General features: G+C 66.4%; 22 protein-coding genes. 19 read left to right on the forward strand and 3 right to left on the reverse strand.

Going from position 1 to position 21166, the window contains the following annotated elements; genetic code table 11:
- The first annotated feature begins 4 nt into the window (after positions 1–4).
- From traD to WCE05_RS16090, 18 genes are all read left to right on the forward strand, one after another.
- On the forward strand, positions 5–2197 hold the full coding sequence (gene traD, locus WCE05_RS16005; RefSeq protein WP_023435213.1) for a type IV conjugative transfer system coupling protein TraD: 2193 nt from the start codon (positions 5–7) through the stop codon (positions 2195–2197).
- Positions 2194–2943: a TIGR03747 family integrating conjugative element membrane protein gene (locus WCE05_RS16010; protein WP_021264221.1), complete on the forward strand. Its 750-nt coding sequence runs from the start codon at positions 2194–2196 to the stop codon at positions 2941–2943. The genes traD and WCE05_RS16010 overlap by 4 nt, the downstream gene beginning before the upstream one ends.
- A gap of 98 nt (positions 2944–3041) precedes the next feature.
- Positions 3042–3422: an RAQPRD family integrative conjugative element protein gene (locus WCE05_RS16015; RefSeq protein WP_022580329.1), complete on the forward strand. Its 381-nt coding sequence runs from the start codon at positions 3042–3044 to the stop codon at positions 3420–3422.
- The gene (locus tag WCE05_RS16020; RefSeq protein ID WP_021264220.1) at positions 3419–3652 is read left to right on the forward strand and encodes a TIGR03758 family integrating conjugative element protein; all 234 of its coding nucleotides are present in this window, start codon (positions 3419–3421) and stop codon (positions 3650–3652) included. Before WCE05_RS16015 ends, WCE05_RS16020 begins: the two co-directional genes overlap by 4 nt.
- A gap of 16 nt (positions 3653–3668) precedes the next feature.
- Positions 3669–4028, forward strand: a complete 360-nt coding sequence (locus WCE05_RS16025) for a TIGR03745 family integrating conjugative element membrane protein (RefSeq protein WP_021264219.1) — start codon at positions 3669–3671, stop codon at positions 4026–4028.
- A gap of 12 nt (positions 4029–4040) precedes the next feature.
- Positions 4041–4451 (forward strand): TIGR03750 family conjugal transfer protein, encoded by a 411-nt coding sequence (locus tag WCE05_RS16030; RefSeq protein ID WP_021264218.1) that lies wholly within the window; start codon positions 4041–4043, stop codon positions 4449–4451.
- Positions 4448–5140: a PFL_4703 family integrating conjugative element protein gene (locus WCE05_RS16035; protein ID WP_021264217.1), complete on the forward strand. Its 693-nt coding sequence runs from the start codon at positions 4448–4450 to the stop codon at positions 5138–5140. The genes WCE05_RS16030 and WCE05_RS16035 overlap by 4 nt, the downstream gene beginning before the upstream one ends.
- The gene (locus WCE05_RS16040) at positions 5137–6060 is read left to right on the forward strand and encodes a TIGR03749 family integrating conjugative element protein (RefSeq protein WP_022580330.1); all 924 of its coding nucleotides are present in this window, start codon (positions 5137–5139) and stop codon (positions 6058–6060) included. The genes WCE05_RS16035 and WCE05_RS16040 overlap by 4 nt, the downstream gene beginning before the upstream one ends.
- Positions 6050–7468: a TIGR03752 family integrating conjugative element protein gene (locus WCE05_RS16045; protein WP_022580331.1), complete on the forward strand. Its 1419-nt coding sequence runs from the start codon at positions 6050–6052 to the stop codon at positions 7466–7468. The genes WCE05_RS16040 and WCE05_RS16045 overlap by 11 nt, the downstream gene beginning before the upstream one ends.
- Positions 7449–7889 (forward strand): TIGR03751 family conjugal transfer lipoprotein, encoded by a 441-nt coding sequence (locus WCE05_RS16050; RefSeq protein ID WP_023435212.1) that lies wholly within the window; start codon positions 7449–7451, stop codon positions 7887–7889. The genes WCE05_RS16045 and WCE05_RS16050 overlap by 20 nt, the downstream gene beginning before the upstream one ends.
- Positions 7889–10789 carry a conjugative transfer ATPase gene (locus WCE05_RS16055; protein ID WP_023435211.1) on the forward strand — a complete coding sequence of 967 codons (2901 nt, stop codon included), beginning with the start codon at positions 7889–7891 and terminating at the stop codon, positions 10787–10789. Before WCE05_RS16050 ends, WCE05_RS16055 begins: the two co-directional genes overlap by 1 nt.
- A gap of 13 nt (positions 10790–10802) precedes the next feature.
- Positions 10803–11588, forward strand: coding sequence for a DsbA family protein (locus WCE05_RS16060; RefSeq protein WP_022580333.1), 786 nt, complete (start codon positions 10803–10805; stop codon positions 11586–11588).
- Between the two features lie 182 nt (positions 11589–11770).
- Positions 11771–12265, forward strand: a complete 495-nt coding sequence (locus WCE05_RS16065) for a RadC family protein (protein WP_023435210.1) — start codon at positions 11771–11773, stop codon at positions 12263–12265.
- A 162-nt stretch (positions 12266–12427) separates the two neighbouring features.
- Entirely contained in the window at positions 12428–12874 is a 447-nt protein-coding gene (locus WCE05_RS16070; RefSeq protein WP_022581019.1) for a TIGR03757 family integrating conjugative element protein, read from the forward strand.
- On the forward strand, positions 12871–13818 hold the full coding sequence (locus WCE05_RS16075; protein ID WP_022581020.1) for a TIGR03756 family integrating conjugative element protein: 948 nt from the start codon (positions 12871–12873) through the stop codon (positions 13816–13818). The genes WCE05_RS16070 and WCE05_RS16075 overlap by 4 nt, the downstream gene beginning before the upstream one ends.
- Positions 13819–13828: 10 nt before the next feature.
- The gene (locus WCE05_RS16080) at positions 13829–15223 is read left to right on the forward strand and encodes an integrating conjugative element protein (RefSeq protein ID WP_022581021.1); all 1395 of its coding nucleotides are present in this window, start codon (positions 13829–13831) and stop codon (positions 15221–15223) included.
- The gene (locus tag WCE05_RS16085; RefSeq protein WP_022581022.1) at positions 15220–15591 is read left to right on the forward strand and encodes a hypothetical protein; all 372 of its coding nucleotides are present in this window, start codon (positions 15220–15222) and stop codon (positions 15589–15591) included. Before WCE05_RS16080 ends, WCE05_RS16085 begins: the two co-directional genes overlap by 4 nt.
- 15 nt (positions 15592–15606) lie before the next feature.
- A complete protein-coding gene (locus WCE05_RS16090) occupies positions 15607–17127 on the forward strand; it encodes a conjugal transfer protein TraG N-terminal domain-containing protein (RefSeq protein ID WP_022581023.1) in 1521 nt (506 codons plus the stop codon).
- A 17-nt stretch (positions 17128–17144) separates the two neighbouring features.
- On the opposite strand, the gene WCE05_RS16095 is transcribed toward WCE05_RS16090, so the two are convergent.
- From WCE05_RS16095 to WCE05_RS16105, 3 genes are all read right to left on the reverse strand, one after another.
- Positions 17145–17516, reverse strand: a complete 372-nt coding sequence (locus WCE05_RS16095) for a DUF3742 family protein (RefSeq protein WP_022581024.1) — start codon at positions 17514–17516, stop codon at positions 17145–17147.
- Positions 17517–17600: 84 nt separating this feature from the next.
- Entirely contained in the window at positions 17601–18233 is a 633-nt protein-coding gene (locus WCE05_RS16100) for an RES family NAD+ phosphorylase (protein ID WP_368816163.1), read from the reverse strand.
- Between the two features lie 12 nt (positions 18234–18245).
- Positions 18246–18872 carry an integrase gene (locus WCE05_RS16105; protein WP_022581026.1) on the reverse strand — a complete coding sequence of 209 codons (627 nt, stop codon included), beginning with the start codon at positions 18870–18872 and terminating at the stop codon, positions 18246–18248.
- 315 nt (positions 18873–19187) lie between these two features.
- Between WCE05_RS16105 and mobH the strand changes: the two genes are divergently transcribed.
- Positions 19188–21047: a MobH family relaxase gene (gene mobH, locus WCE05_RS16110; RefSeq protein ID WP_023912032.1), complete on the forward strand. Its 1860-nt coding sequence runs from the start codon at positions 19188–19190 to the stop codon at positions 21045–21047.
- The last annotated feature ends 119 nt before the right edge of the window (positions 21048–21166 follow it).

The raw sequence follows: 21166 nt of genomic DNA on the forward strand, positions 1-21166 counted from the left end.
AGCCATGTCGGGGAAACAGCCGGTCGAGGTATTGCTACGCCCAGCGGTGGAGCTATACACCGTTGCCGCATGCGCGGGCGCCGCGTTTCTGTCCCTGGTGGCCCCATGGTCGCTCGCGCTGAGCCCGTCCATGGGCGTCGGCAGTGCCCTGGCGTTCGGGGCCTACGGCGCGATCCGCTACCGCGATGCCCGCGTCATCCTGCGCTACCGGCGCAACATCCGCCGCCTACCTCGGTACGTGATGACCAGCAAGGACGTGCCGGTCAGCCAGCAGCGGCTGTTCGTGGGGCGCGGCTTCCTGTGGGAGCAGAAGCACACCCATAGGCTGATGCAGACGTACCGGCCGGAGTTCCGCCGCTACGTCGAGCCGACGCCGGCCTACCGGCTGGCGCGTCGCCTGGAAGAGCGGCTGGAGTTCGCGCCGTTCCCGCTGTCCCGGCTGCCTGCGCTCACCGGCTGGGACGTGCCTTTCAACCCGGTGCGGCCGCTGCCGCCGGTTGGGGGCCTGCCGCGCTTGCACGGCATCGAACCCGAGGAGGTGGACGTCAGCCTGCCACTCGGCGAGCGCGTCGGGCACTCCCTGGTGCTGGGCACCACGCGCGTCGGCAAGACCCGCCTGGCCGAGTTGTTCGTGACCCAGGACATCCGGCGCGTGAACGCCGCTGGCGAGCACGAGGTCGTGATCGTCATCGACCCCAAGGGCGACGCCGATCTCCTGAAGCGGATGTACGTCGAGGCCAAGCGCGCGGGCCGCGAAGGCGAGTTCTACGTCTTTCATTTGGGCTGGCCGGACATTTCCGCGCGCTACAACGCCGTGGGCCGCTTCGGCCGGATCAGCGAGGTGGCCACCCGCGTCGCGGGGCAGCTTTCCGGCGAAGGCAACAGCGCGGCGTTCCGCGAGTTCGCCTGGCGCTTCGTCAACATCATTGCGCGCGCGTTGGTGGAACTGGGACAGCGCCCGGACTACATGCTGATCCAGCGGCACGTCATCAACATCGACGCGCTGTTCATCGAGTACGCCCAGCACTACTTCGCCAAGACGGAGCCCAAGGCCTGGGAGGTGATCGTCCAGATTGAGGCCAAGCTCAACGAGAAGAACATCCCGCGCAACATGATCGGGCGCGAGAAGCGCGTGGTGGCGCTGGAGCAGTACCTCTCGCAGGCGCGCAACTACGACCCGGTGCTGGACGGCCTGCGCTCTGCCGTCCGCTACGACAAGACGTACTTCGACAAGATCGTCGCATCGCTGCTGCCGCTGCTGGAGAAGCTCACCAGCGGCAAGATCGCGCAGCTTCTGGCCCCGAACTACTCCGACCTGGCCGACCCGCGCCCGATCTTTGATTGGATGCAGGTCATCCGTAAGAGGGCCATCGTCTATGTGGGCCTGGACGCGCTCTCCGATGCCGAGGTCGCCGCAGCGGTCGGCAACTCGATGTTCAGCGATCTCGTGTCGGTCGCCGGGCACATCTACAAGCACGGGATCGACGATGGACTGCCGGGCGCATCGGCCGGTGCGCGCGTGCCGATCAATGTCCATGCCGACGAATTCAACGAGTTGATGGGTGACGAGTTCATCCCGTTGATCAACAAGGGTGGCGGTGCCGGCCTGCAAGTCACTGCGTACACGCAGACCCTTTCGGACATCGAGGCCCGCATCGGCAACCGCGCGAAGGCGGGCCAGGTGATCGGCAACTTCAACAACTTGTTCATGCTGCGCGTGCGCGAGACAGCGACCGCCGAACTGCTGACCCGGCAATTGCCGAAGGTCGAGGTCTATACGACCACCATCGTCAGCGGTGCGACCGACAGCTCGGACATTCGCGGGGCGACGGATTTCACGTCGAACACGCAGGACCGCATCAGCATGTCCAGCGTGCCGATGATCGAGCCGTCACACGTCGTCGGCCTGCCGAAAGGCCAGTGCTTCGCGCTGCTGCAGGGCGGCCAGCTTTGGAAAGTGCGCATGCCGCTGCCGGCGCCGGACCCGGACGAAGTGATGCCGGCAGACTTGCAGCAACTGGCCGGGTACATGCGCCAGAGCTACAGCGAAGCGACGCAGTGGTGGGAGTTCACCAGTTCCCCCGCCTTGCAGGACACCGGCCTGCCCGACGACCTGCTGGATGACGCCACTGCGGCCGAACCTGCCGTGGTGGCTATTGCCACCGACGAGGACACCGGCAACGAGGCCTCGCCATGAAGGACGCCGCCTCGACTGCGCAACGGGAGCAGAACCAGCGTCAGGGCCTGATCGTCGGCACCATCACCTTGCCGTTCCGGCTGCTCGGGGTGCTGATCGGCTCGCTGCTGTTCTCGATCGTCGTGGAGTGCGTCGGCATGCACCTGTTCTGGAAGGACCAGGGCTGGCGGCACTCGCAGCAGATGTTGCAGTACGAACTGGGGCACCTGTCCAGCCACTTCACGCGCAGCGTGGTCGTGCAGGAGCCGGGGCGCACCGCGCACGAACTGGTGGATACCGGCTACGAATGGGTATTCGTTCGCTCCGGGCTGCTGGAGCGCATGAGCCAGACCGCCGAGCGCGCCCGCGCACCCAGCCACGGGCAGACGCGCAACTTCCGCTACTACATCAGCCAGGTCTATGTCTGGGCCGAGAACTACCTGATCGCTGCGGCCTTCACCACCCTCACGTTCCTGGTGCGCCTGCTGGTTCTGGTGCTCACGTTGCCGCTGATCTTCACTGCGGCATTCGTCGGCCTGATCGACGGTCTTGTGCGCCGGGACGTGCGCCGGTTCGGCGCAGGCCGGGAATCCGGCTTCATCTACCACCGCGCGAAGGCGAGCCTGATGCCGCTGGCCGTGCTGCCGTGGGTCACGTACCTGGCCTTGCCGATCTCGGTGCATCCACTGCTGATCCTGCTGCCCAGCGCCGCCTTGCTGGGACTGGCCGTGAGCCTGACCGCAGGCAGCTTCAAGAAGTACCTCTAGGCCATCAATCCGGGCATGCGCGAGTTCCTATTGTTTGCGGCCTAAAAGCCCCTCGCTGCCCACGATCAAGTCATTGCTGATCACACAGGAATGGCGCGATGTTGGCTCCGATCTGGCAGCGCGCCGCGCATCGCGGCGTGCCCATTTTTCTCGTGACGGCCCTGCTGCTGGGTCAGTCCCTGACGGCGTTGGCCGAGTCCCCGGCACAGCGCCAGGAGCTGGTCGCCGCGCTGCGCCAGCTCGACGCGCTGGAGCGCACCGTCGCCGACAGCGCCGCGCGTGCCCCCATCCAGCCGGGCGAGCGCTACCACTTCGATTACCCGCGGCTGCTGGCTGACCTGGCGCGCGTGCGCGCCGGCATCCAGGCCCATCTCACACCGTCGCGTGCCCAGCCGCGCGACCCCTCCGAGCTGGCCGGCGACTACCGCACCGAGCGATCCGCTTCGCCATCGCCGACGACTACGGAAGCCCAGCAATGAACGGCGCCCAGGTCTCGGCATTTCAAGCCAACAGCGGCATCGCGCCTTCGGCGATGGCGACCGTCCTGGTCGGCGTCGTGTTTGCGGTCCTGCTCGTCTGGGGTGTCTGGGCCATCCGAACGGCCTACGTGGGGTGGGCCGAGAGCCGCCTCAACCAGCGCCAGTTCCTCAGCGTCTGCATCCGCTTCGTCGCGATGTACCTCGTCCTGAGCTTCTTCCTCCTCTCCTGACCTGAAAGGCACGACCATGCAAAACCGCATCCTCCATTCCCGTCTTGCCCAGCGCGCCGCTGTGGCACTGGGCGCCGCTGCGCTGCCCGTGCTGTCGTTCGCACAAGGACTGCCGCAGTTGGAGAACCCGACCCGCGGCACCGGCAACGGCATCATGGAAACGATCAGGAACTACGGCTACGACATCATCATGCTCGTGGCCCTCCTGGTCGTGGCGTCGATGTTCATCGGCGTCTGCTACCACGCCTACGGGACCTACGCGGAAATCCACACCGGCCGCAAGACCTGGGGCCAGTTCGGCCTCACCGTCGCGATCGGTGCCGTGCTGCTCGTGATCGGCATCTGGCTGCTCACCGAAGCCACCGGCATCCTGTAAGGCGAGGCCGGTATGTCCGAGCAGCAGCACGTCCGTGCGGACGGGACGGTCACGTTCCTTCCGCACCGGCTCAACCGCCACCCCGTTGTCGTGCGCGGCCTCACCGCCGACGAGCTGTGGATCTGCTGCGGCCTGTCCGGCGCCGCCGGCCTGCTGGTCGGCGCGCCGCTGTCCTGGGTGTTCCGCACGATCGCCATCGCGCCGACGTTCGTCGTCCTGGGCGTGGCCCTGGGCGTCTTCATCGGCGGCGGCATCCTGCGCCGGCTCAAGCGCGGGCGTCCCGATACCTGGCTGTACAGGCAACTGCAATGGCGCATCGCCACGCGCCATCCGCTGATGGCGGGATGGGTAGGCGGCCACGTGCTGATCTCGCGCTCCGGCTTCTGGACCACCCGAAGGTCTGCCGCAAGGGGGGCACGATGAGCCGCTTCAAGAACGAGATCACCCACCTGCAGGCGCACATCAAGACGCTTCGCCTGGGTGCTGGCGCGCTGGTCATCGTCGCCCTGGTCATGGGCGGTGGCTGGTGGAGCGCGCCGCGCGACCTGACCATCCACGTCCCGCCCGACCTGCGCTCCGGCAGTACCCGCAAGTGGTGGGAAGTGCCGCCCGAATCGGTCTATGCGTTCACGTTCTACGTGTTCCAGACCCTCAACCGCTGGCCGACGAACGGCGAAGAGGACTACCCGCGCAACCTCCATACGCTCTCGCCGTATCTCACCCCGTCCTGCCAAGCCTTCCTGCGCGCGGACTACGACTACCGCCGCAACACGGGCGAACTGCGCCAGCGCGTGCGCGGCATCTACGAAATCCCCGGCCGCGGCTACGGCGACGACCCCACGGCGCGCGTGCGCGTGGTCTCCGACCGCGACTGGGTGGTGACGCTCGACATCACCGCCGACGAGTACTACGGCGCTGAGCAGGTCAAGCGCGCGCTCGTGCGCTACCCGGTGAAAGTCACGCGGGTGGACGTCGATCCCGCCCGCAACCCGTTCGGCCTGGCGCTGGACTGCTACGACGGTGCGCCCCAGCGCATCAGCGCCCCGGAGCCGACGCGCCCGGCGCCTGGCGGCCTGTCTCCGCAAGCGCCCCAAGGAGGAAACACCCCATGAAGCATCCTGTACTCGTGCTGCTGGGGCTGCTGGCCGCGGCCGCGGCACCCGTCTCCCATGCTGTGGAGATTCTGCGCTGGGAACGCATGCCGCTCGCGGTGCCGCTGAAGGTGGGCCAGGAGCGCATCGTGTTCATCGACCGGAACGTCCGCGTGGGCGTGCCTGCGGGCGTGGGCGAACGCCTGCGCGTGCAGAGCGCGGGTGGCGCGGTGTATCTGCGCGCCAACGAACCGATCGAGCCCACGCGGCTGCAACTGCAGGACGCCGATACCGGCGCGCTGATCCTGCTCGACATCGCGGCCGAGCCGCCCAAGGACGGCGAAGCCGAGCTGGAGCCGGTGCGCATCGTAGAGGGCAGCAGCACTCCGGCGCGCTACGGCGATCAGGCACGCGGTGCCGATGCGGCCCCGGCACGCGCCCAGGATCAGCAAGGCGCTCATGCGGCGCGGCGCGATACTCCAATCGCCGTCGTGCTGACGCGCTTCGCTGCGCAGAACCTCTACGCGCCCCTGCGCACCGTGGAGCCGCTGCCGGGCGTCATGCGGGTGAACCTGCGCCGCGACCTCGACCTCGGCACGCTGATGCCGACGCTGCCGGTGCGCGCGGTCGCGCTCGCGTCGTGGCGTCTGGAAGACCAGTGGGTCACTGCCGTACGCCTGACCAACAGCAGCAGCGGCTGGATCACCCTCGACCCGCGTGTGCTGCAAGGCGACTTCCTCACCGCCACCTTTCAGCACGAAGCGCTCGGCCCCCGCGGGATGCCCGAGGACACGACCGTCCTGTACCTGGTGACGCGCGGGCGCGGCCTCGCGCAATCGCTGCTGCCGGCGATCCACCGTTTCGACCCGGCAGTGCATCTGCCGCAGCCGGAAGCCGAAGCCGGCGACGGCGACGGCAAGGAGGCCCGCCATGCGCAGTAACGGCTTGCTCAAGTGGCTGATGATCCCGGTCGCCTTGCTGGTGCTGTTCGTTGCCATCCGGCTCTTCTCGGGTGGAAGCACGTCGGCACCGCCCGCGGCGGATGCCGGCTCCAAGCTCACGCCTGAGGAAATGAAGGCGCTGGGCATCGAGGGCGATACCCCCCGCGATACCGTGGCAACACTCGTCGCCCAGGTGAAGCAGTTGCGCACCGAGCTTCAGACCGCGCTGACCGACAACAAGTCGCAGCGCGAAGAAAACCAGCGCCTGCGCCAGCGCGAAAACTCCATCGACCAGCGCATCAACTCGGCCCTCGAATCCGAGCGCTCCAACCTGCGCCGCGACCAGGAACAGGCGGCCAGCGCGCGCCAGCAGACCGAAGGGCTGCTCGCCGACCTGCAGCGGCGCCTGGACAGCATTGGCGGGCGCGGCGGCAGCCATGCCGATCTGCCCGTGGGCCTGGGGCTGCGCGATGGCGACGAGGCCGGCATGGAAGGCGGCATGCGGTGGGTCGAGCCGGACGACGCGAAGAAGACCGAGGGCCGCAACGGCAGTCGTGGCACGGGCAACGGCATGAGCTTCCCGACGAGCTTCGGCCCCGCGCAAAGCACGCTGGAAACCGCCGCGAAAACCGTGGCGAACGCCGGCGCACGTGCGGCAGGCGTCAAGAGTGCCAAGCCGGTCTATACCGTGCCGACCAACTCGACGCTGATGGGCTCCGTGGCGATGACCGCGCTGATCGGTCGCGTGCCGATCGACGGAACCGTCAACGATCCGTATCCGTTCAAAGTCCTGGTCGGCCCGGACAACCTGACGGCCAATGGCATCGACATTCCCGACGTGGCCGGCGCCGTGTTCAGCGGCACCGCGTCGGGCGACTGGACACTTTCATGCGTGCGCGGCCAGGTGCGCAGCATCACGTTCGTCTTCAACGACGGCACGATTCGCACGATTCCCGAAGACCGCGAAGGCAACCAGCAGAACAACCAGCAGCGCGACGGCCTGGGCTGGATCAGCGATCCGTATGGCATCCCTTGCGTCAGCGGCGAGCGGCGCAGCAACGCCCAGCAATACCTCGGCTCGCAGGCCCTGATCACCGCGGCCGGTGCCGGCGTGGCCTCGCTGATCGACAGCGACAGCGGCCAGATGTCCTACGTCGGCGCCGACGGCTCCATCGGCAGCGTCGGCATCTCGGGCAACGAGGCCGTGGGCCGCATCCTGGCCGGTGGCGTGCGCGACATGGCGGACTGGGTGAACAAGCTGTACGGGCAGGCGTTCGCGGCCGTCTATGTCCAGCCCGGCGCGAAGGTCGCCGTCCACCTCGAAAAGCCGCTCGCCATCGACTTCGATCCCGAAGGCCGCAAGGTCGATCACCGCGCAGGAGAAAGCCATGCTCTCGAACTTGAATAGGGGCCTGGCGCTGGCCCTCGCCGTCGCGGTGCTCGGCGGCTGCGCCACCAGCAAGGAAAAGCTGCTGCCCCACGGCGACAGCACGATGATGGACATCTGGCAGCAGAACGCCGGCGACGGCGGCGGGAGCGCCGGCCAGGCGGCACGCCGGCAGTTGCTCGATGCCCGCCAGAGCCTGCGCCGGCCGCTGACCGAGGCCGACGTGCAGGCCGCGCCCGCCGAGCAGACGCGCTACACGCGCACCGCACGCAACGAGGTCTATCGCCAGTTCCACCGGCTGCCGAATCCCGATCTCGTCATGTACGTGTATCCACACTTGGCGGGCTCGGACCCTGTACCTGTGCCGGGCTACACGACGGTCTTCCCCCTCTATCAGCGCGTGCAGTACGCCATGCCGGGCGAGCGCGTGGAGGACTACTGATGCGCTGGAAACTTCCCTGGCCGAAGCTGGCCGCATCCGGCATCGGCGACGAAGAGAAGCCAGACGGCTGGCAGCTCCATGTCCAGGCCTTGCACCAGGCCGGCATCCCCGAACCCGGCGCAGCGGTCCAGGGCCGCAGGCCGGCGACGGTAGCCGACGAGCAGGCGCTGTACGACGTTGCGCCGTCGTTCGCGGAACTGCTGCCTTGGGTGGAGTTCCTGCCACAGTCAAAGTCCATGCTGCTGGAGGATGGGCAGTCGGTCGCTGCCTTCTACGAGCTGGTGCCGCTGGGCACCGAGGGCCGGGAACCCGGTTGGCTCGCGCATGCCCGCGATGCCTTGGAGAACGCGCTCCAGGACTCTTTCGATGAGCTGGACGAAAACCCCTGGGTACTCCAGCTCTACGCCCAGGACGAGCCCAGCTTCGACCAGTACATGCAGGCCCTGCGCGACTACGTGCAGCCGCGCGCCCGCGATACCGCGTTCACCGAGTTCTACCTGCGCTTCTTCGGCCACCACCTGCGCGCGGTGGCCAAGCCGGGCGGGCTGTTCGAGGACACGGTGGTCACGCGGCTGCGCTGGCGCGGCCAGACGCGGCGCGTGCGCATGGTGGTCTATCGCCGCGTGAGCGGACAAGGACAGGGGCAGGCAAGCCGCCGCGGCCAAACGCCCGAGCAGATGCTGAACATCGTCTGTGACCGCCTGTGCGGCGGCTTGGCCAACGCGGGCATCCAGGCGCGGCGCATGGTCGCGGCCGACGTCCACGACTGGCTGCTGCGGTGGTTCAATCCGCGCCCCGCGATGCTCGGGCCTGGCGCCGAGGATCGGGAGCGCTTCTACGCGCTGGCGCGCTACCCCGACAGCACCGAAGAAAGCGAGGCCGGCGAGATCGAGCTGGCGAGCGGGCGGGATTTCAGCCAGCGGTTGTTCTTCGGTCAGCCACGCTCCGACGTGGAGCACGGCACCTGGTACTTCGACGGCATGCCGCACCGCGTGCTGATCTCCGACCGGCTGCGCATGCCGCCCGGCACCGGACACCTGACCGGCGAGACCCGCAAAGGGGATGCCATCAACACGCTGTTCGACCAGATGCCGGAAGACACCTTGCTTTGTCTCACGATGGTCGCCACGCCGCAGGATGTCCTGGAAGCGGATCTCAACCACCTGGCGAAGAAGGCCGTGGGCGAGACGCTGGCGTCGGAGCAGACGTTGAAGGACGTGCAGGAAGCCCGCTCCCTCATCGGCAGCGCGCACAAGCTCTACCGGGGGACGCTGGCGTTCTACCTGCGCGGACGCGACGAAGCGGAACTGGACCGGCGCGGACTGGACCTGGCGAACGTGATGCTCAATGCCGGCTTGCAGCCGGTGCGCGAGGACGACGAGGTGGCACCCCTCAACAGCTACTTGCGCTGGCTGCCGTGCTGCTACAACCCTGGCCAGGATCGGCGCAAGTGGTACACCCAACTGATGTTCGCCCAGCACGCGGCGAACCTGGCGCCGGTGTGGGGTCGTGCCCAGGGCACGGGGCACCCTGGCATCACGATGTTCAACCGCGGTGGCGGCCCGATCACCTTCGACCCGCTCAACCGCCTGGATCGGCAGATGAATGCCCACCTGTTTCTGTTCGGCCCCACAGGCTCGGGCAAGTCCGCGACGCTCAACAACCTCTTGAACCAGGTCACGGCGATCTACCGGCCACGGTTGTTCATCGTGGAGGCTGGCAACAGCTTCGGTCTGTTCAGCGATTTCGCCAAGCGCCTGGGCCTGACCGTGAACCGGGTCAAGCTGGCCCCTGGCTCGGGCATCAGCCTCGCTCCATTCGCCGACGCGCGCCGGCTGATCGAGACGCCGAGCGACGTGCAGACACTCGATGCCGATGCGCTGGATGAAGACCTGCCCCCGGACGCCTCGGCCATGGAGTCGGACGAGCAGCGCGATGTGCTGGGCGAGTTGGAGATCACGGCCCGCCTGATGATCACGGGCGGCGAGGACAAGGAAGAAGCCCGGATGACGCGGGCCGACCGCTCGCTGATCCGCCAGTGCATCCTCGACGCCGCCGAGCACTGCCACGGCGGGGGTGGTAGCGAGAAGCGCACGGTGCTCACGCGCGACGTGCGCAACGCGCTGCGCACTCGCGGCCAGGACCCGACGCTGCCCGAGATGCGGCGCGTGCGGCTGCTGGAGATGGCGGACGCGATGGATATGTTCTGCCAAGGCACGGACGGCGAGATGTTCGACCGCGACGGCACGCCATGGCCCGAAGCCGACATCACCTTGGTCGATCTGGCGACCTATGCACGGGAGGGCTACAACGCCCAGCTCTCCATCGCCTACATCAGCCTGATCAGCACGGTGAACAACATCGCCGAACGCGACCAGTACCTGGGCCACCCGATCATCAACGTCACCGATGAAGGCCACATCATCACGAAGAACCCGCTGCTCGCGCCCTACGTCGTGAAAATTACAAAAATGTGGAGAAAGTTGGGGGCCTGGTTCTGGCTCGCGACGCAAAACATCGACGACTTGCCGCGCGCCGCGGAGCCCATGCTCAACATGATCGAGTGGTGGATCTGTCTCAGCATGCCGCCCGATGAAGTCGAGAAGATCGCGCGGTTCCGCGAACTCTCGCCCGCGCAGAAGGCGCTGATGCTGTCGGCCCGCAAGGAGGCGGGCAAGTTCACCGAGGGAGTCATCCTCTCCAAGAGCATGGAAGTGCTGTTCCGCGCCGTGCCGCCAAGCCTGTACCTCGCGCTTGCGCAGACCGAACCCGAAGAGAAGGCCGAGCGCTACCAGCTCATGCAGCAATACGGCTGCACCGAACTGGAAGCGGCCTTCAAGGTAGCCGAGAAGATCGACCAGGCCCGTGGCATCGAGTCGCCGGCCCTGGAACTGTCGTAAACCGGAGAACGCCATGGAACAGAAACGTCCTTCCATTCCGATGCAGGTCCAGGCGTTCCGCCGTCGCCGCTGGCGGCCTCGCTGGTCCTGGGTATTGGCTGCTGCGCTGGTCGCACTGGTCCTGATCTGGCGGGTGTCCCGGACGCCCGGTGATTCCTCGCCACAGCCGCCCGCGCCGGCCAGCATCATGCAGCCCTCCGGCCCTCCCTGGCAGATGGGCAACCCGGAGGGCCGCTTCACGCTGACGCTCTATGCCGACCTGGAATGCCCGTTCTGCCGGGAGTACTTCCCCCAGCTAAAGCACTGGGTCGGCAACAACACCGACGTGGCGCTGCAATGGCACCACCAGCCGCTGGCCGCGCACGAGCCGGCCGCGTCGGACGAGGCCCGCCTGGCCGAGTGCGCCGCCGAAGCAGGCGGGCATGCTGCGTTCTGGCAAGCCGTCGAATGGGTCTATGCCCATACGCGCAGCGACGGCCAAGGATTGCCCGACGGGCTTCAGTACCCCGAATCCACGCCAGCCATCAAGCAGTGCATGGCAAGCGAACGTCCCGGCGCCGCCATTCGCGTCCAGGCCTCAGAAGCCACCAAGAGCGGCGTGACCGCCACGCCGTCGCTGCGGCTGCTCGATCGCCAGACGGGCCAGGCCATCCTGCTGCAGGGGCCTATCGAGGGCGATGCCTTGCTGTCGGCCATGGACATGCTGGCGGCTGGGGACATGGCCAGCGACGCGGCGGCTTCGCCCGCCACCCCCACATCCGAAATGCCTGCCGACGTTGTCGGCGACATGCCCAGGTAGTCCTCGGTCTTGAAGGCTACGGCGCGGCTCGCCGCGCTGACCGCTACCCGTTCGCTTTCGCATCCTGGCCGCGAACAATCACCGCCGCGCGGTGATGGATGCACCTTGTTCCGCAGTTTCCATCCCCAGGAGGGCTTGCCCTCCCAGGGTGGCGCCCTCCGCTCACTTTCTGGAGGTCCGCCATGTCTCTCGTCGCCAACGACTCCTGCGTGGAGCCACGTTTTGCCCCCGCGTCCCAATCCGATGACTGGATCATCCGGCAAGGCATCGCGCTGCTGGAGCAGCGGGTCTTCAAGAAGGGGCCATCCCTGGAACGGCCCGCCGCCGTCAAGGACTACCTGCGCCTGAAACTGGCCGCCGAGCCCAATGAAATCTTCGCCATCGTGTTCCTCAACAGCATGCACGAGGTGCTGGCCTACGAGCCGATGTTCAGAGGCACGATCCATTCGACCTCGGTGCATGCGCGTCCGATCGTGCAGCGTGCCTTGGAACTGAATGCGGCAGCGGTCATTTTTTCTCACCAACACCCTTCGGGCTGCACGGAGCCGTCAAGCGCGGACCGCGCGTTGACCCAAACGCTGAGGGCGGCATTGTCGCTGATCGACGTGAAGGTGCTGGATCACCTCATCGTCGGCCAAGGCACGCCGTACTCGTTTGCGGAATCCGGCCTGCTATAGCGACGGCATCGGCTTGCTAATCCACGCGGAGGCTTCGGCCTCCGCTTTTTCATGGGCGCGAGACAAGCAGGTATGCGGGCAGTGCGCGATGCGCATTGTTTGTTGGGGCCGCTTCGGCTTCGCGTTTGACTACTGCTCTGATCAACTTCAAGGGCACGCGACATGCCAGCATCTCTTTCCAGGTTCGCGCCGGGCTGGCGAACCCTCGGCCTGGCCGTGGCGCTGCCGACAGCTCTGGCCGTTTTCAGCCCGGCCACCTTCGCCGCCGACGTGGTGGTCGTCACCGACAGCCGCCACCCGGTCAAGACCATGGGCGGCGAGCGGCTGATCGAGCTGGACGAAGCTCACAGGATTGAAGCGGAGCTTTCAGCGGAACTGCCCACCGATCCCGAACAGGCGACGGCCATCGTCAAGCGTCGGCTCTCAAGCGGCGGCGCCGACCTCCAGCGCCGCATCGCCTCCGCATATCAGGGCGTCACCGACGCCTGGAGCCTGGGCGTCACCAGCCTCCCAGCGGTCGTGGTGGACCAGCGTTACGTGGTCTATGGCGAGCCGGACGTGGCTCGCGCCATCGCGCGCATCGAGCAGCACCGGAGGACCCAGCCGTGACCCGAGCATTCGACCTGATGCGCCGCCTGCGCGCTGGCGTGGCGTCCGTGCTGCTGCTCAGTGCCACCGGCAGCTACGCCCTCAACACCGCCACCATCGTCGGCTCGGTGGCTTCGCCCGATTGCCTCGAATACCGCGTCGTCGGCATCTGCTACTGGCTCTACTGCACCTGGACCGGCTGTACGGTTCGCACGTCGATCAAGGTGCGCCACTACATCCCCGATGCGGTGGTGTCGTCGTACTCGAATACCGGCGAAAACCCCTGGGTCGAAGTCCGGGCGATGAGCACGCCCAACCCGTCCGCCCAGGCGGGCGGCGACGGGACGACGAACGAGGACCACGAAAACAACCTCGCCAAATTCAAGAACGCGGACGTCATCGGCCACCCCGGCGCCGAGGTGTTCAACCAGTTCGTCTCGTCGTCGGGCTACTTCTGCGAGGGCGCGGGCACGGCGTTCATGCCGTACTTGCTCAGCACGCTGGATACGCTGGCCTGGCGCTACAACGTGCCCGAGATGGCCTACCCGGAAGCGCTGATTCCGGGCCGGCGCGAGGTCGGCGCACGCACCACGATGAACCTATGGGGCAACGTGTATCCGCGTGGCGGTTTTCTGCATCAGGCCGACGATCACAAGGCCGGCGCAGTCGTCGCCCAGCGTGCGGGCGATGTTGTCACGCGCCGCGGGCAGATCCACGTCTATCAGCCGCTGCTCGCCAACTCGCGGCCCGGCTACTGGCCCGCCGGTGCGCTGATGGAGGGCGATGCTTCCACCGGCAAGTGGCAGGAACTCACGCCCGTCCTGTCCTCGTCCTGCACGGTCTTCCCACGCAGCGGCTTCCTGACCCAGGCGCAGCAAGGTGATTACGCCTGGGCGTTGTGGCGGCCCTATGCGTGCTGCGAACGCCGGGGCCAGGTGTTCCTCGGCAGCGTCGATTTCTATTGAGGATACGGCGATGAAGCGTCCTGAACTGATGAACCTCTCCACCCAGGCGCGTCGCCTGCTGCGTCCCACGGCGCTGGCCGGGGCGCTCGCCCTGGGCTGCGGCCTCGCGTGGGCGCAGGCTGGATACCAGACCAGCGGCCCCATCCTCGGCGACGAGGTGATGTATTCGATCGGCGGCGGCAGCGCCGTGTCGATGGGCCGTGCGGCCGGCATGCGCTCGATCGGCGTGGGCGTGGGCTGGAACAGCAACCTGATCTGCGGCGACATGAGCATCCAGACCACGCTGCGCAACCAGCTCAACGGCATCACCAACGGCTTTCAGCAGATCATGAGCAATGTGATTCAGAGCGCCACGAGCGCCGTGGCGTCCCTGCCTGCGCTGATCATCCAACGCGCCGATCCCGGCCTCTACAACCTGCTCACCAATGGCGTGCTGCAGGCGCGGCTGGACTTTGATCGCTCCAAGCTGACGTGCCGTGCCATGGCCGAGAAGATGGCCGACATGGCGGGCGGTCAGCTCGGCTGGAGCCAAATGGCCGAAGGCATGGCGCTGCGCGATGCCGTGTCGAGCACCGATGCCGTTTCGGCGATCGAGCAGGCCGAGACGAGGCGCGGCAACGACGGCGTGCCCTGGGTGGGCGGCAGCAATGCCGGCGGCGCGGGCCAGCGTGCAATCCGGGTGGTCGGCGACGTGACCCGTGCGGGCTACAACCTGGTCAACGGCCGCGGCGTGACCGACACGTCGTCCATCGCGCCCGCGAGTTGCGCAAGCCTGTCCTGCCAGACCTGGACCTCGCCGCAGCAAGCGGTCGAATGGGCGACGCGGGTGCTCGGGGAGCAGGAGCAGCGCACTTGCGATTCCTGCACCAAGACCGAGACCGTGCCCGGCGTCGGGTTGACGCCGCTAATCCAGGAGGAATACGAGACGAAGCTGGAAGCCCTGCAGGAGCTGATCTCGGGGACGCGCAACACCACGTTCGAGAACCTGCGCGCGGCCGGCAGCACGTCGCTGCCCATCACGCGCGGCGTCATCGAGGCGCTGCGCGACGAACCTGATCAGGACCTGCTGGCACGCCGCCTGGCCTCGGAGGTCGCGCTGTCGTCCGTCTTGGAGAAGGCATTGCTGCTCCAGCGGACCCTGTTGACCGGGAAGAAAGAGCCCAACGTGGCGGCGAACCAGTTGGCGGTCGAGGCCGTGAACCACGAAAGCGACACGCTCGACCAGGAGATCCGCAATCTCAAGACCGAACTGGAGCTGCGTCGCGAGTTGGCCAACAACTCGCCCATGGCCATCATCCAGCGCCACGGCACGCGCGCGGCTGGCTCGCGTGGCATCTACGAGGGTGATCCTGTTCCCGATCGCCTCGACCGGCTCCAGAGGGGCACTCCGGGAGGCAACCCATGAACCCAATCCGCGCCGGATGGCTGCGCCCGCGCTGGCTGTTCAGCCGGCGCGCGGCGAAGGTGCTGCTGTGGACGGTGGTGCTCGTCGTCGCCGCCGTGGGTGCCAACATCCTCGGCATCTACCTCGTCGGCAGCGTGGCCGGCTGGGAGCGGTGGCTGGCGGCTGCTTCGGGCTACTTCCTGGTATGGCGGCTGTGCGTGTACGCGGCAACGGCCTATGGATGGTTCTGGATGCGCCGCCGGGTGCTGGCCCGCGAAGACCAAACCGGGACGGATGGGCAGGCGCGGCGCCGGCTGATCCGCACCGAGGTCGCCGGCGTCGTCGCCATCGTCGCGCTGGAAACCAGCCTGTTGATGCAGGCCGCTTGAGGGGAGATCGGGGCCATGACGCTCTTCACGACCGACTATCTGGAGTACTACCTCACCCTCGTGTCCTGGATCGTCAACAACGGCATCTGGGCGGTGCTGGTGTCCAGCGGGGTATTCGCGCTGCCTTTCGTCGCCATCATCGTGCAGGAGTGGCTGAAGGCCCGAGCGGAAGGCGCCGACGAGGGCAACAAAGGCCTGCTCTCGGCTGCACGCATCGAGAACCGGGTATTCGTCGCCATCGTGGTGGTGATGTTCGCGGGCATTCCGTTCATCGACGTGGACCTCAACACCATCCAGTACGACAGCTCGCGCTCGGCCCAGTGCCAAGTCAGCGTGCCTCAGCCCACGGATACCGGCTGGTCGCAGTCCTTCAGCACCATCAACAACCAGTCGGCGAAAGTGCCGGTCTGGTGGGCCTTCATGCACGCGCTCTCGCGCGCCGTGACGAGCGCCTCGGTGGCGGCGATCCCATGTGGCACGGACCTTCGGCAAATGCGCATGGAGATCGACGCCACGCGCATTGACGATCCCGTGCTGGCCCAGGAAGTGGCGGATTTCTCGCGGGACTGCTACGGGCCTGCACGGGCCAAATTGTTCATGCAGCGCCCTCAGCTCGATGAGCAGCAGATGCACGACGTGACCTGGATCGGATCGAGGTTCTTCACCGACACCAACGGCTACTACGACACGTACCGTTCAAGCACGCCGCGCGACGACTGGCCTTACGACAGCAACCGCGATGCCGGGCTTGCGCAGGTGGCCAGCGGCGGCGGCTATCCGACCTGCAGGCAGTGGTGGGCCGATGGCAGCAACAGCCTGCGGACACGCCTGCTGGGTCAGGTGGACCCGAGCCTGCTCAATCGCCTCGCAGGCTGGGCCGGGTTTCTGAGCAGGGCCGAGGTGGACGACTCGGTGATCCGCGCCATTGCCTCCCCGCGGCAGCAGAAGTTGAACCAGGGCAGTGTCTATACAGACTACGGCGGCCAGATCGACAAGACCCTGCCGAACATCGTGACGCGCGCCACGGGCGACGTCGGCATGGCAGTCGGCGCGATTGCCGCGTTTCCCGCCATGGACGTCGTGAGACAGTCTCTGCCCATGGTCCTCGCCTTGCTCAAGATGGCACTGGTCATCTGCATTCCGCTCGTGCTGGTCATCGGCACCTATGACCTGAAGACGGTCGTCACCGTCAGCGTCGTGCAGTTCGCGCTGTTCTTCGTGGACTTCTGGTTCCAGCTCGCCCGCTGGATCGACAGCACCATCCTCGATGCGCTTTACGGCTGGGGCTTCGGGTGGAATCGGCCGCACACAAACTTCGACCCGCTGGTGGGATTGAACAATGCCTTTGGAGACATGCTTCTGATGTTCATCATGGGCACCATGTTCATCGTCCTGCCTACGTTCTGGATTGGCGCACTCACCTGGGTCGGTGTACGTGCCGGTGCGATCGCCAACACGTTCGCCACTGCCACAAAGGATGCAGGAAGCGCTGGTGGCAAAGGAGCAGGTGCTGTCTCAGGCGGCAAGCTCAAATGATCGAATGACCTTCGGCGTCAGTCGTCTTGGTACATCTCGTGGGATGTATCGTTGTACAGGTTGGGATCGTAGCCGGGCGTGGCCCGCAGTTCCTCAATGGTTGGGTACTGCAGTTCAAACCCTTCTTCATCGGGATGGTGCTGATTCATAGCCCATCCTGCCACCACCACGCCCAGCAGCACGAGTGCGAACCAGAAAGCAACGTAGAGCAGCACCCCGAGCACAACCAGCTTGAAGACCCACACAAGTGCGGTAGCACCAGCTCGCGGCACCCCCCTGAATACCAGCCAATTCGACGCCCGCCGTTCGCCACGCGCATAGGCACGCCATCCGCGGCCAAAGGCGCGGCCGAGGCGTTCTGCGGTGCTGGTGCGGGTCGTCGTGTTCATGGTCGTCTCCTGCTGCTGAGGAATACCTATTTCAGTTTGCTCCAATTCATTCGGTTTGAGGCCTCAATGCGCTTTCTTGCTGCTTCAGGACGCTTCGTCCTCCGGCTCCACCGGGCCGGGATCGGGTTCCACGCCGATGCGGTAGATGGCAACGAACCGCGGCCAGTCCACATGGTCAACCAGGTCGATGTCCTCGATGACGCTGACCTTCGCTCCGGCACGCTCGAACAGGGCGATGCTCGCGGCGGGATAGTTGTTGCGAGAGGGGTAGAGCACCCCGTCGAACAACGGCTCGCCGTCGTCCCCGAGCATTGCATGCACCTGTGCGGACACCTGCTGCGTGTGCATGTAGTCGCGGCTGGCCAACTGCTCCAGATTCAGGCCGAAGTAGCCCGCCATGACGCCCGGCGCCGTGAGGTCGGCCAGAAGAACGTCGTCCAGTACGCCTACTGCGCGAACCATCCGGGCCTGAACTTCCTTCAAGGCGATGGAGCGATTCGTGTCTTCAAGCCACTGGTGCTTGTGAAACACCGACTCCATCAGCGCTGTGGGTAGGTCGCGCCCCAGGTAGAGCACGCCGTAGGCCCCCGTCGGGCCATCGTAGCGATTCGTGCTGCTGCGGCCATAGTACAGCGGGCTGCCCCGATAGACGACGCGGCTCACGTGCTGGAGCAATTCACCGGCATCGATCAGAAACGAAGGCAGCTTGCGGCTCATGGTGGTCTCGCCTCAATGCACCTGCACGCCCAGCACGTTGAACACGGCCTCCGCCACGTCGTCGATCGTGCCATGCGTGACCGCATCCACCGGCGAGCGACCGCCCAGGCCTTCGAGCGGTTCGGACAGCGCGCGGTAGATCGTCCAGTGGTCGATGCCCTCGACCTCCTGAAGCACGGTTTGGGTCAACTGCTGCTTCACCGGGTCGAGCTGCCAGTCGGGCAGCTTCTGGCCGCGCGGCCCCACGTTCAGTGCCAGCAGCCGACGGGCGAGGATGTCCTTGTAGATTTGCTGGCGCGACTTGTCCGCCAGCTTGGCGAACTCGGCAGGCGGCAGATTGTCCGGCTGGTTGAAGGCTTCCAGCAGCACGGCGCGGCCTCGCTGGACATCGGTTTCATTCGGTGCCCAGCGCGTGTCGGAGCGCAACGCGGCCGCCTTGCGCTGCAAGGCCTGCACCACCGTTTCGCCTTCGAGGTTGGCGGGCAGCTTCACCGCTTCCACGCGCTCATGAATGAACGCCTGCAACTCGGCCGCGAAAGCCGGGGCATTGCGGATTTCGACGGTATCCGCGAAACGGCGCACATCCTCCACGGTGACGCGCGGCAGACGGTCGGCAATGAATTCGATCGCAGTGGGCATGGTCAGCTCCCAAGTAGGTTTGAGACAGGGTTCACTTTAGTCGCCTTTGTCGCATTTGTCAACTTAGTCGCCTGAGCGGAAGCCTACCTGGCGGTGTAGCGTCCCGGCAGCATAGGCCGGGGCCAGCGCCAGGTCGCCGTCCAATCCATTCGTGCGAGTTCCACATTGACGCTGGAGCCGCAGTCCAGGCCCCGCTATACCGAAACGGTTAAAGGCCAAAGGGTCGAAACGGCAAGGGAATGGGGTGCAAGGGGAAAGGCCCTACCTCGAAAAGGCAAAAAAGCCTCCCGCCCGGCCCGCCATCAGGACACCGACATGCTCTCCCTGTTCCAGCGAAAACGGCCCCCGGTCACTGCCGCGCCGTCGCCAGCCCCCGCCACCGACCTCCCGAAAGGGTTGATGCGGCCGGAATCGGCCGCATCGCTGCTGGCCACGCCGCGCCGGCAGAAGCTGCTGGAACACATCTGGCAGCGCACCTCGCTCTCGCGCAGGCAGTTCGCCACCCTGTACCGCACGCCACTGGAGCGCTACGCCGAGCTGGTCCAGGCTTTCCCGGCCTCCGAAGCACACCACCACGCATACCTCGGCGGCATGCTCGACCATGGTCTGGAAATCGTCGCCTACAGCCTGAAGCTGCGGCAGTCCCATCTGCTACCCATCGGTGCCAATCCCGAAGATCAGGCCGCACAGTCCGAAGCCTGGACCGCCGCCGTCGCTTACGCCGCGCTACTCCACGACGTCGGCAAGATCGCCGTTGATCTGCACATCGAGCTGGCCGACGGCAGTACCTGGCACCCGTGGCATGGCTCGCTGCGTCAGCCATACCGCTTCCGCTACCGCGACGATCGCGAGTACCGCCTGCACAGCGCCGCGACAGGCTTGCTCTACCGCCAGTTGCTCGACCGCGATGCCTTGGACTGGCTCAGTGGCTATCCGTCCTTGTGGGCATCCTTGCTTTACGTCCTGGCCGGGCAGTACGAGCACGCCGGGGTGCTGGGCGAACTGATCGTGCAGGCCGACCGCGCCTCAGTGGCCCAGGAACTCGGCGGTGATCCGGCGCGCGCGATGGCCGCGCCCAAGCACACACTACAACGCAAGCTGGTCAACGGGCTGCGCTACCTGCTCAAGGAGGACCTGAAACTGAACCAGCCCGAGGCCTCCGATGGCTGGCTCACCGACGACGCGCTCTGGCTGGTGAGCAAAACCGTTTCCGACAAGCTCCGCGCGCACCTGCTGTCCCAGGGCATCGATGGCATTCCCGCGAACAACACCGCAGTGTTCAACGTACTGCAAGACCACGGCATGTTGCAGCCGACGCCCGACGGCAAGGCGATCTGGCGGGCAATCGTGACCAGTTCGACCGGCTGGTCCCACTCGTTCACCCTGTTGCGGCTGGCACCTGCGCTGATTTGGGAGCCCGGCGAACGGCCAGCGCCGTTCGCGGGGACGGTGGCGATCGATACGACAGCGGCCGACAAAGATGCCGATGCCTCGGTGCAATCGGCGGCAATCGCGGCAACGCCTCCTGCCGAAGAGGAGCAGTCCGCTCCGTGGACGGACGCTGGCGGCGCCGCTGCCCCGGTTCACCCGTCCGCTGCCCGGGCCGTGCCCGATGTCATGGAAGACATGCTCGCGATGGTGGGAATGGGTGATTTGCCTGGCATCCGGCAGGATGCAGAAGCCGTCTCGGTCGAAGCGCCTGCCGCAGTCCCCGAAATGCCTGCATCGTCCGTGGCGAAGCCACTGCCTCCAGCGCCCGCGTCCACGGCCGCGCAGCCATCCGGCGAGCACTTCATGGCATGGCTGCAACAGGGCGTCGCCTCGCGGCGGCTCATCATCAACGACGCCAAGGCGCTCGTGCATACCGTGGGCGACACCGCCTACCTGGTCAGCCCCGGCGTCTTCCAGCGTTACGCGCAGGAGCACCCGCAAGTTGGCACGCTGGCGAAGCAGGAAAGCCAGCAGGATTGGCAATGGGTACAGAAGCGCTTCGAGCGGCTGCAATACCACCGCAAGCATCCCAACGGCCTGAATATTTGGACTTGTGAAGTAACCGGACCTCGCAAGTCTCGTCGGCTGCATGGCTATCTATTGATAGAACCTGCCCATGTGCTTGCCGAGTGTCCTCCAAATAATCCATATCTCTCGCTTTTGCGAGCAGATTCTGCCGTGTAAGCCATGTATTCGCCCGCCGACACGCCTCTTTGACCCATATCGGATCGATCCTGATCTTGCTGGTGCGCAGGCCCCCAAGGCCGAAGGCGTCAGGGGGCAAAGCCGGATGGCCGCAATTC

This window comes from Pseudomonas sp. I2 (assembly GCF_040984075.1).
GTDB classification, from domain to species: domain Bacteria; phylum Pseudomonadota; class Gammaproteobacteria; order Pseudomonadales; family Pseudomonadaceae; genus Aquipseudomonas; species Aquipseudomonas guariconensis_B.

What these genes read in the sequence shown, in the direction of transcription:
- mobH (WP_023912032.1), top strand. Translation starts at nt 19,188, where the DNA reads ATGCTCTCCCTGTTCCAGCGAAAACGGCCCCCGGTCACTGCCGCGCCG.
- WCE05_RS16040 (WP_022580330.1), top strand. Translation starts at nt 5,137, where the DNA reads ATGAAGCATCCTGTACTCGTGCTGCTGGGGCTGCTGGCCGCGGCCGCG.
- WCE05_RS16025 (WP_021264219.1), top strand. Translation starts at nt 3,669, where the DNA reads ATGCAAAACCGCATCCTCCATTCCCGTCTTGCCCAGCGCGCCGCTGTG.
- WCE05_RS16070 (WP_022581019.1), top strand. Translation starts at nt 12,428, where the DNA reads ATGCCAGCATCTCTTTCCAGGTTCGCGCCGGGCTGGCGAACCCTCGGC.
- WCE05_RS16065 (WP_023435210.1), top strand. Translation starts at nt 11,771, where the DNA reads ATGTCTCTCGTCGCCAACGACTCCTGCGTGGAGCCACGTTTTGCCCCC.
- WCE05_RS16015 (WP_022580329.1), top strand. Translation starts at nt 3,042, where the DNA reads ATGTTGGCTCCGATCTGGCAGCGCGCCGCGCATCGCGGCGTGCCCATT.
- WCE05_RS16050 (WP_023435212.1), top strand. Translation starts at nt 7,449, where the DNA reads ATGCTCTCGAACTTGAATAGGGGCCTGGCGCTGGCCCTCGCCGTCGCG.
- WCE05_RS16030 (WP_021264218.1), top strand. Translation starts at nt 4,041, where the DNA reads ATGTCCGAGCAGCAGCACGTCCGTGCGGACGGGACGGTCACGTTCCTT.
- WCE05_RS16100 (WP_368816163.1), bottom strand. Translation starts at nt 18,233, where the DNA reads ATGAGCCGCAAGCTGCCTTCGTTTCTGATCGATGCCGGTGAATTGCTC.
- WCE05_RS16085 (WP_022581022.1), top strand. Translation starts at nt 15,220, where the DNA reads ATGAACCCAATCCGCGCCGGATGGCTGCGCCCGCGCTGGCTGTTCAGC.
- WCE05_RS16105 (WP_022581026.1), bottom strand. Translation starts at nt 18,872, where the DNA reads ATGCCCACTGCGATCGAATTCATTGCCGACCGTCTGCCGCGCGTCACC.
- WCE05_RS16035 (WP_021264217.1), top strand. Translation starts at nt 4,448, where the DNA reads ATGAGCCGCTTCAAGAACGAGATCACCCACCTGCAGGCGCACATCAAG.
- WCE05_RS16060 (WP_022580333.1), top strand. Translation starts at nt 10,803, where the DNA reads ATGGAACAGAAACGTCCTTCCATTCCGATGCAGGTCCAGGCGTTCCGC.
- WCE05_RS16080 (WP_022581021.1), top strand. Translation starts at nt 13,829, where the DNA reads ATGAAGCGTCCTGAACTGATGAACCTCTCCACCCAGGCGCGTCGCCTG.
- WCE05_RS16095 (WP_022581024.1), bottom strand. Translation starts at nt 17,516, where the DNA reads ATGAACACGACGACCCGCACCAGCACCGCAGAACGCCTCGGCCGCGCC.
- WCE05_RS16020 (WP_021264220.1), top strand. Translation starts at nt 3,419, where the DNA reads ATGAACGGCGCCCAGGTCTCGGCATTTCAAGCCAACAGCGGCATCGCG.
- WCE05_RS16010 (WP_021264221.1), top strand. Translation starts at nt 2,194, where the DNA reads ATGAAGGACGCCGCCTCGACTGCGCAACGGGAGCAGAACCAGCGTCAG.
- WCE05_RS16090 (WP_022581023.1), top strand. Translation starts at nt 15,607, where the DNA reads ATGACGCTCTTCACGACCGACTATCTGGAGTACTACCTCACCCTCGTG.
- WCE05_RS16055 (WP_023435211.1), top strand. Translation starts at nt 7,889, where the DNA reads ATGCGCTGGAAACTTCCCTGGCCGAAGCTGGCCGCATCCGGCATCGGC.
- traD (WP_023435213.1), top strand. Translation starts at nt 5, where the DNA reads ATGTCGGGGAAACAGCCGGTCGAGGTATTGCTACGCCCAGCGGTGGAG.
- WCE05_RS16045 (WP_022580331.1), top strand. Translation starts at nt 6,050, where the DNA reads ATGCGCAGTAACGGCTTGCTCAAGTGGCTGATGATCCCGGTCGCCTTG.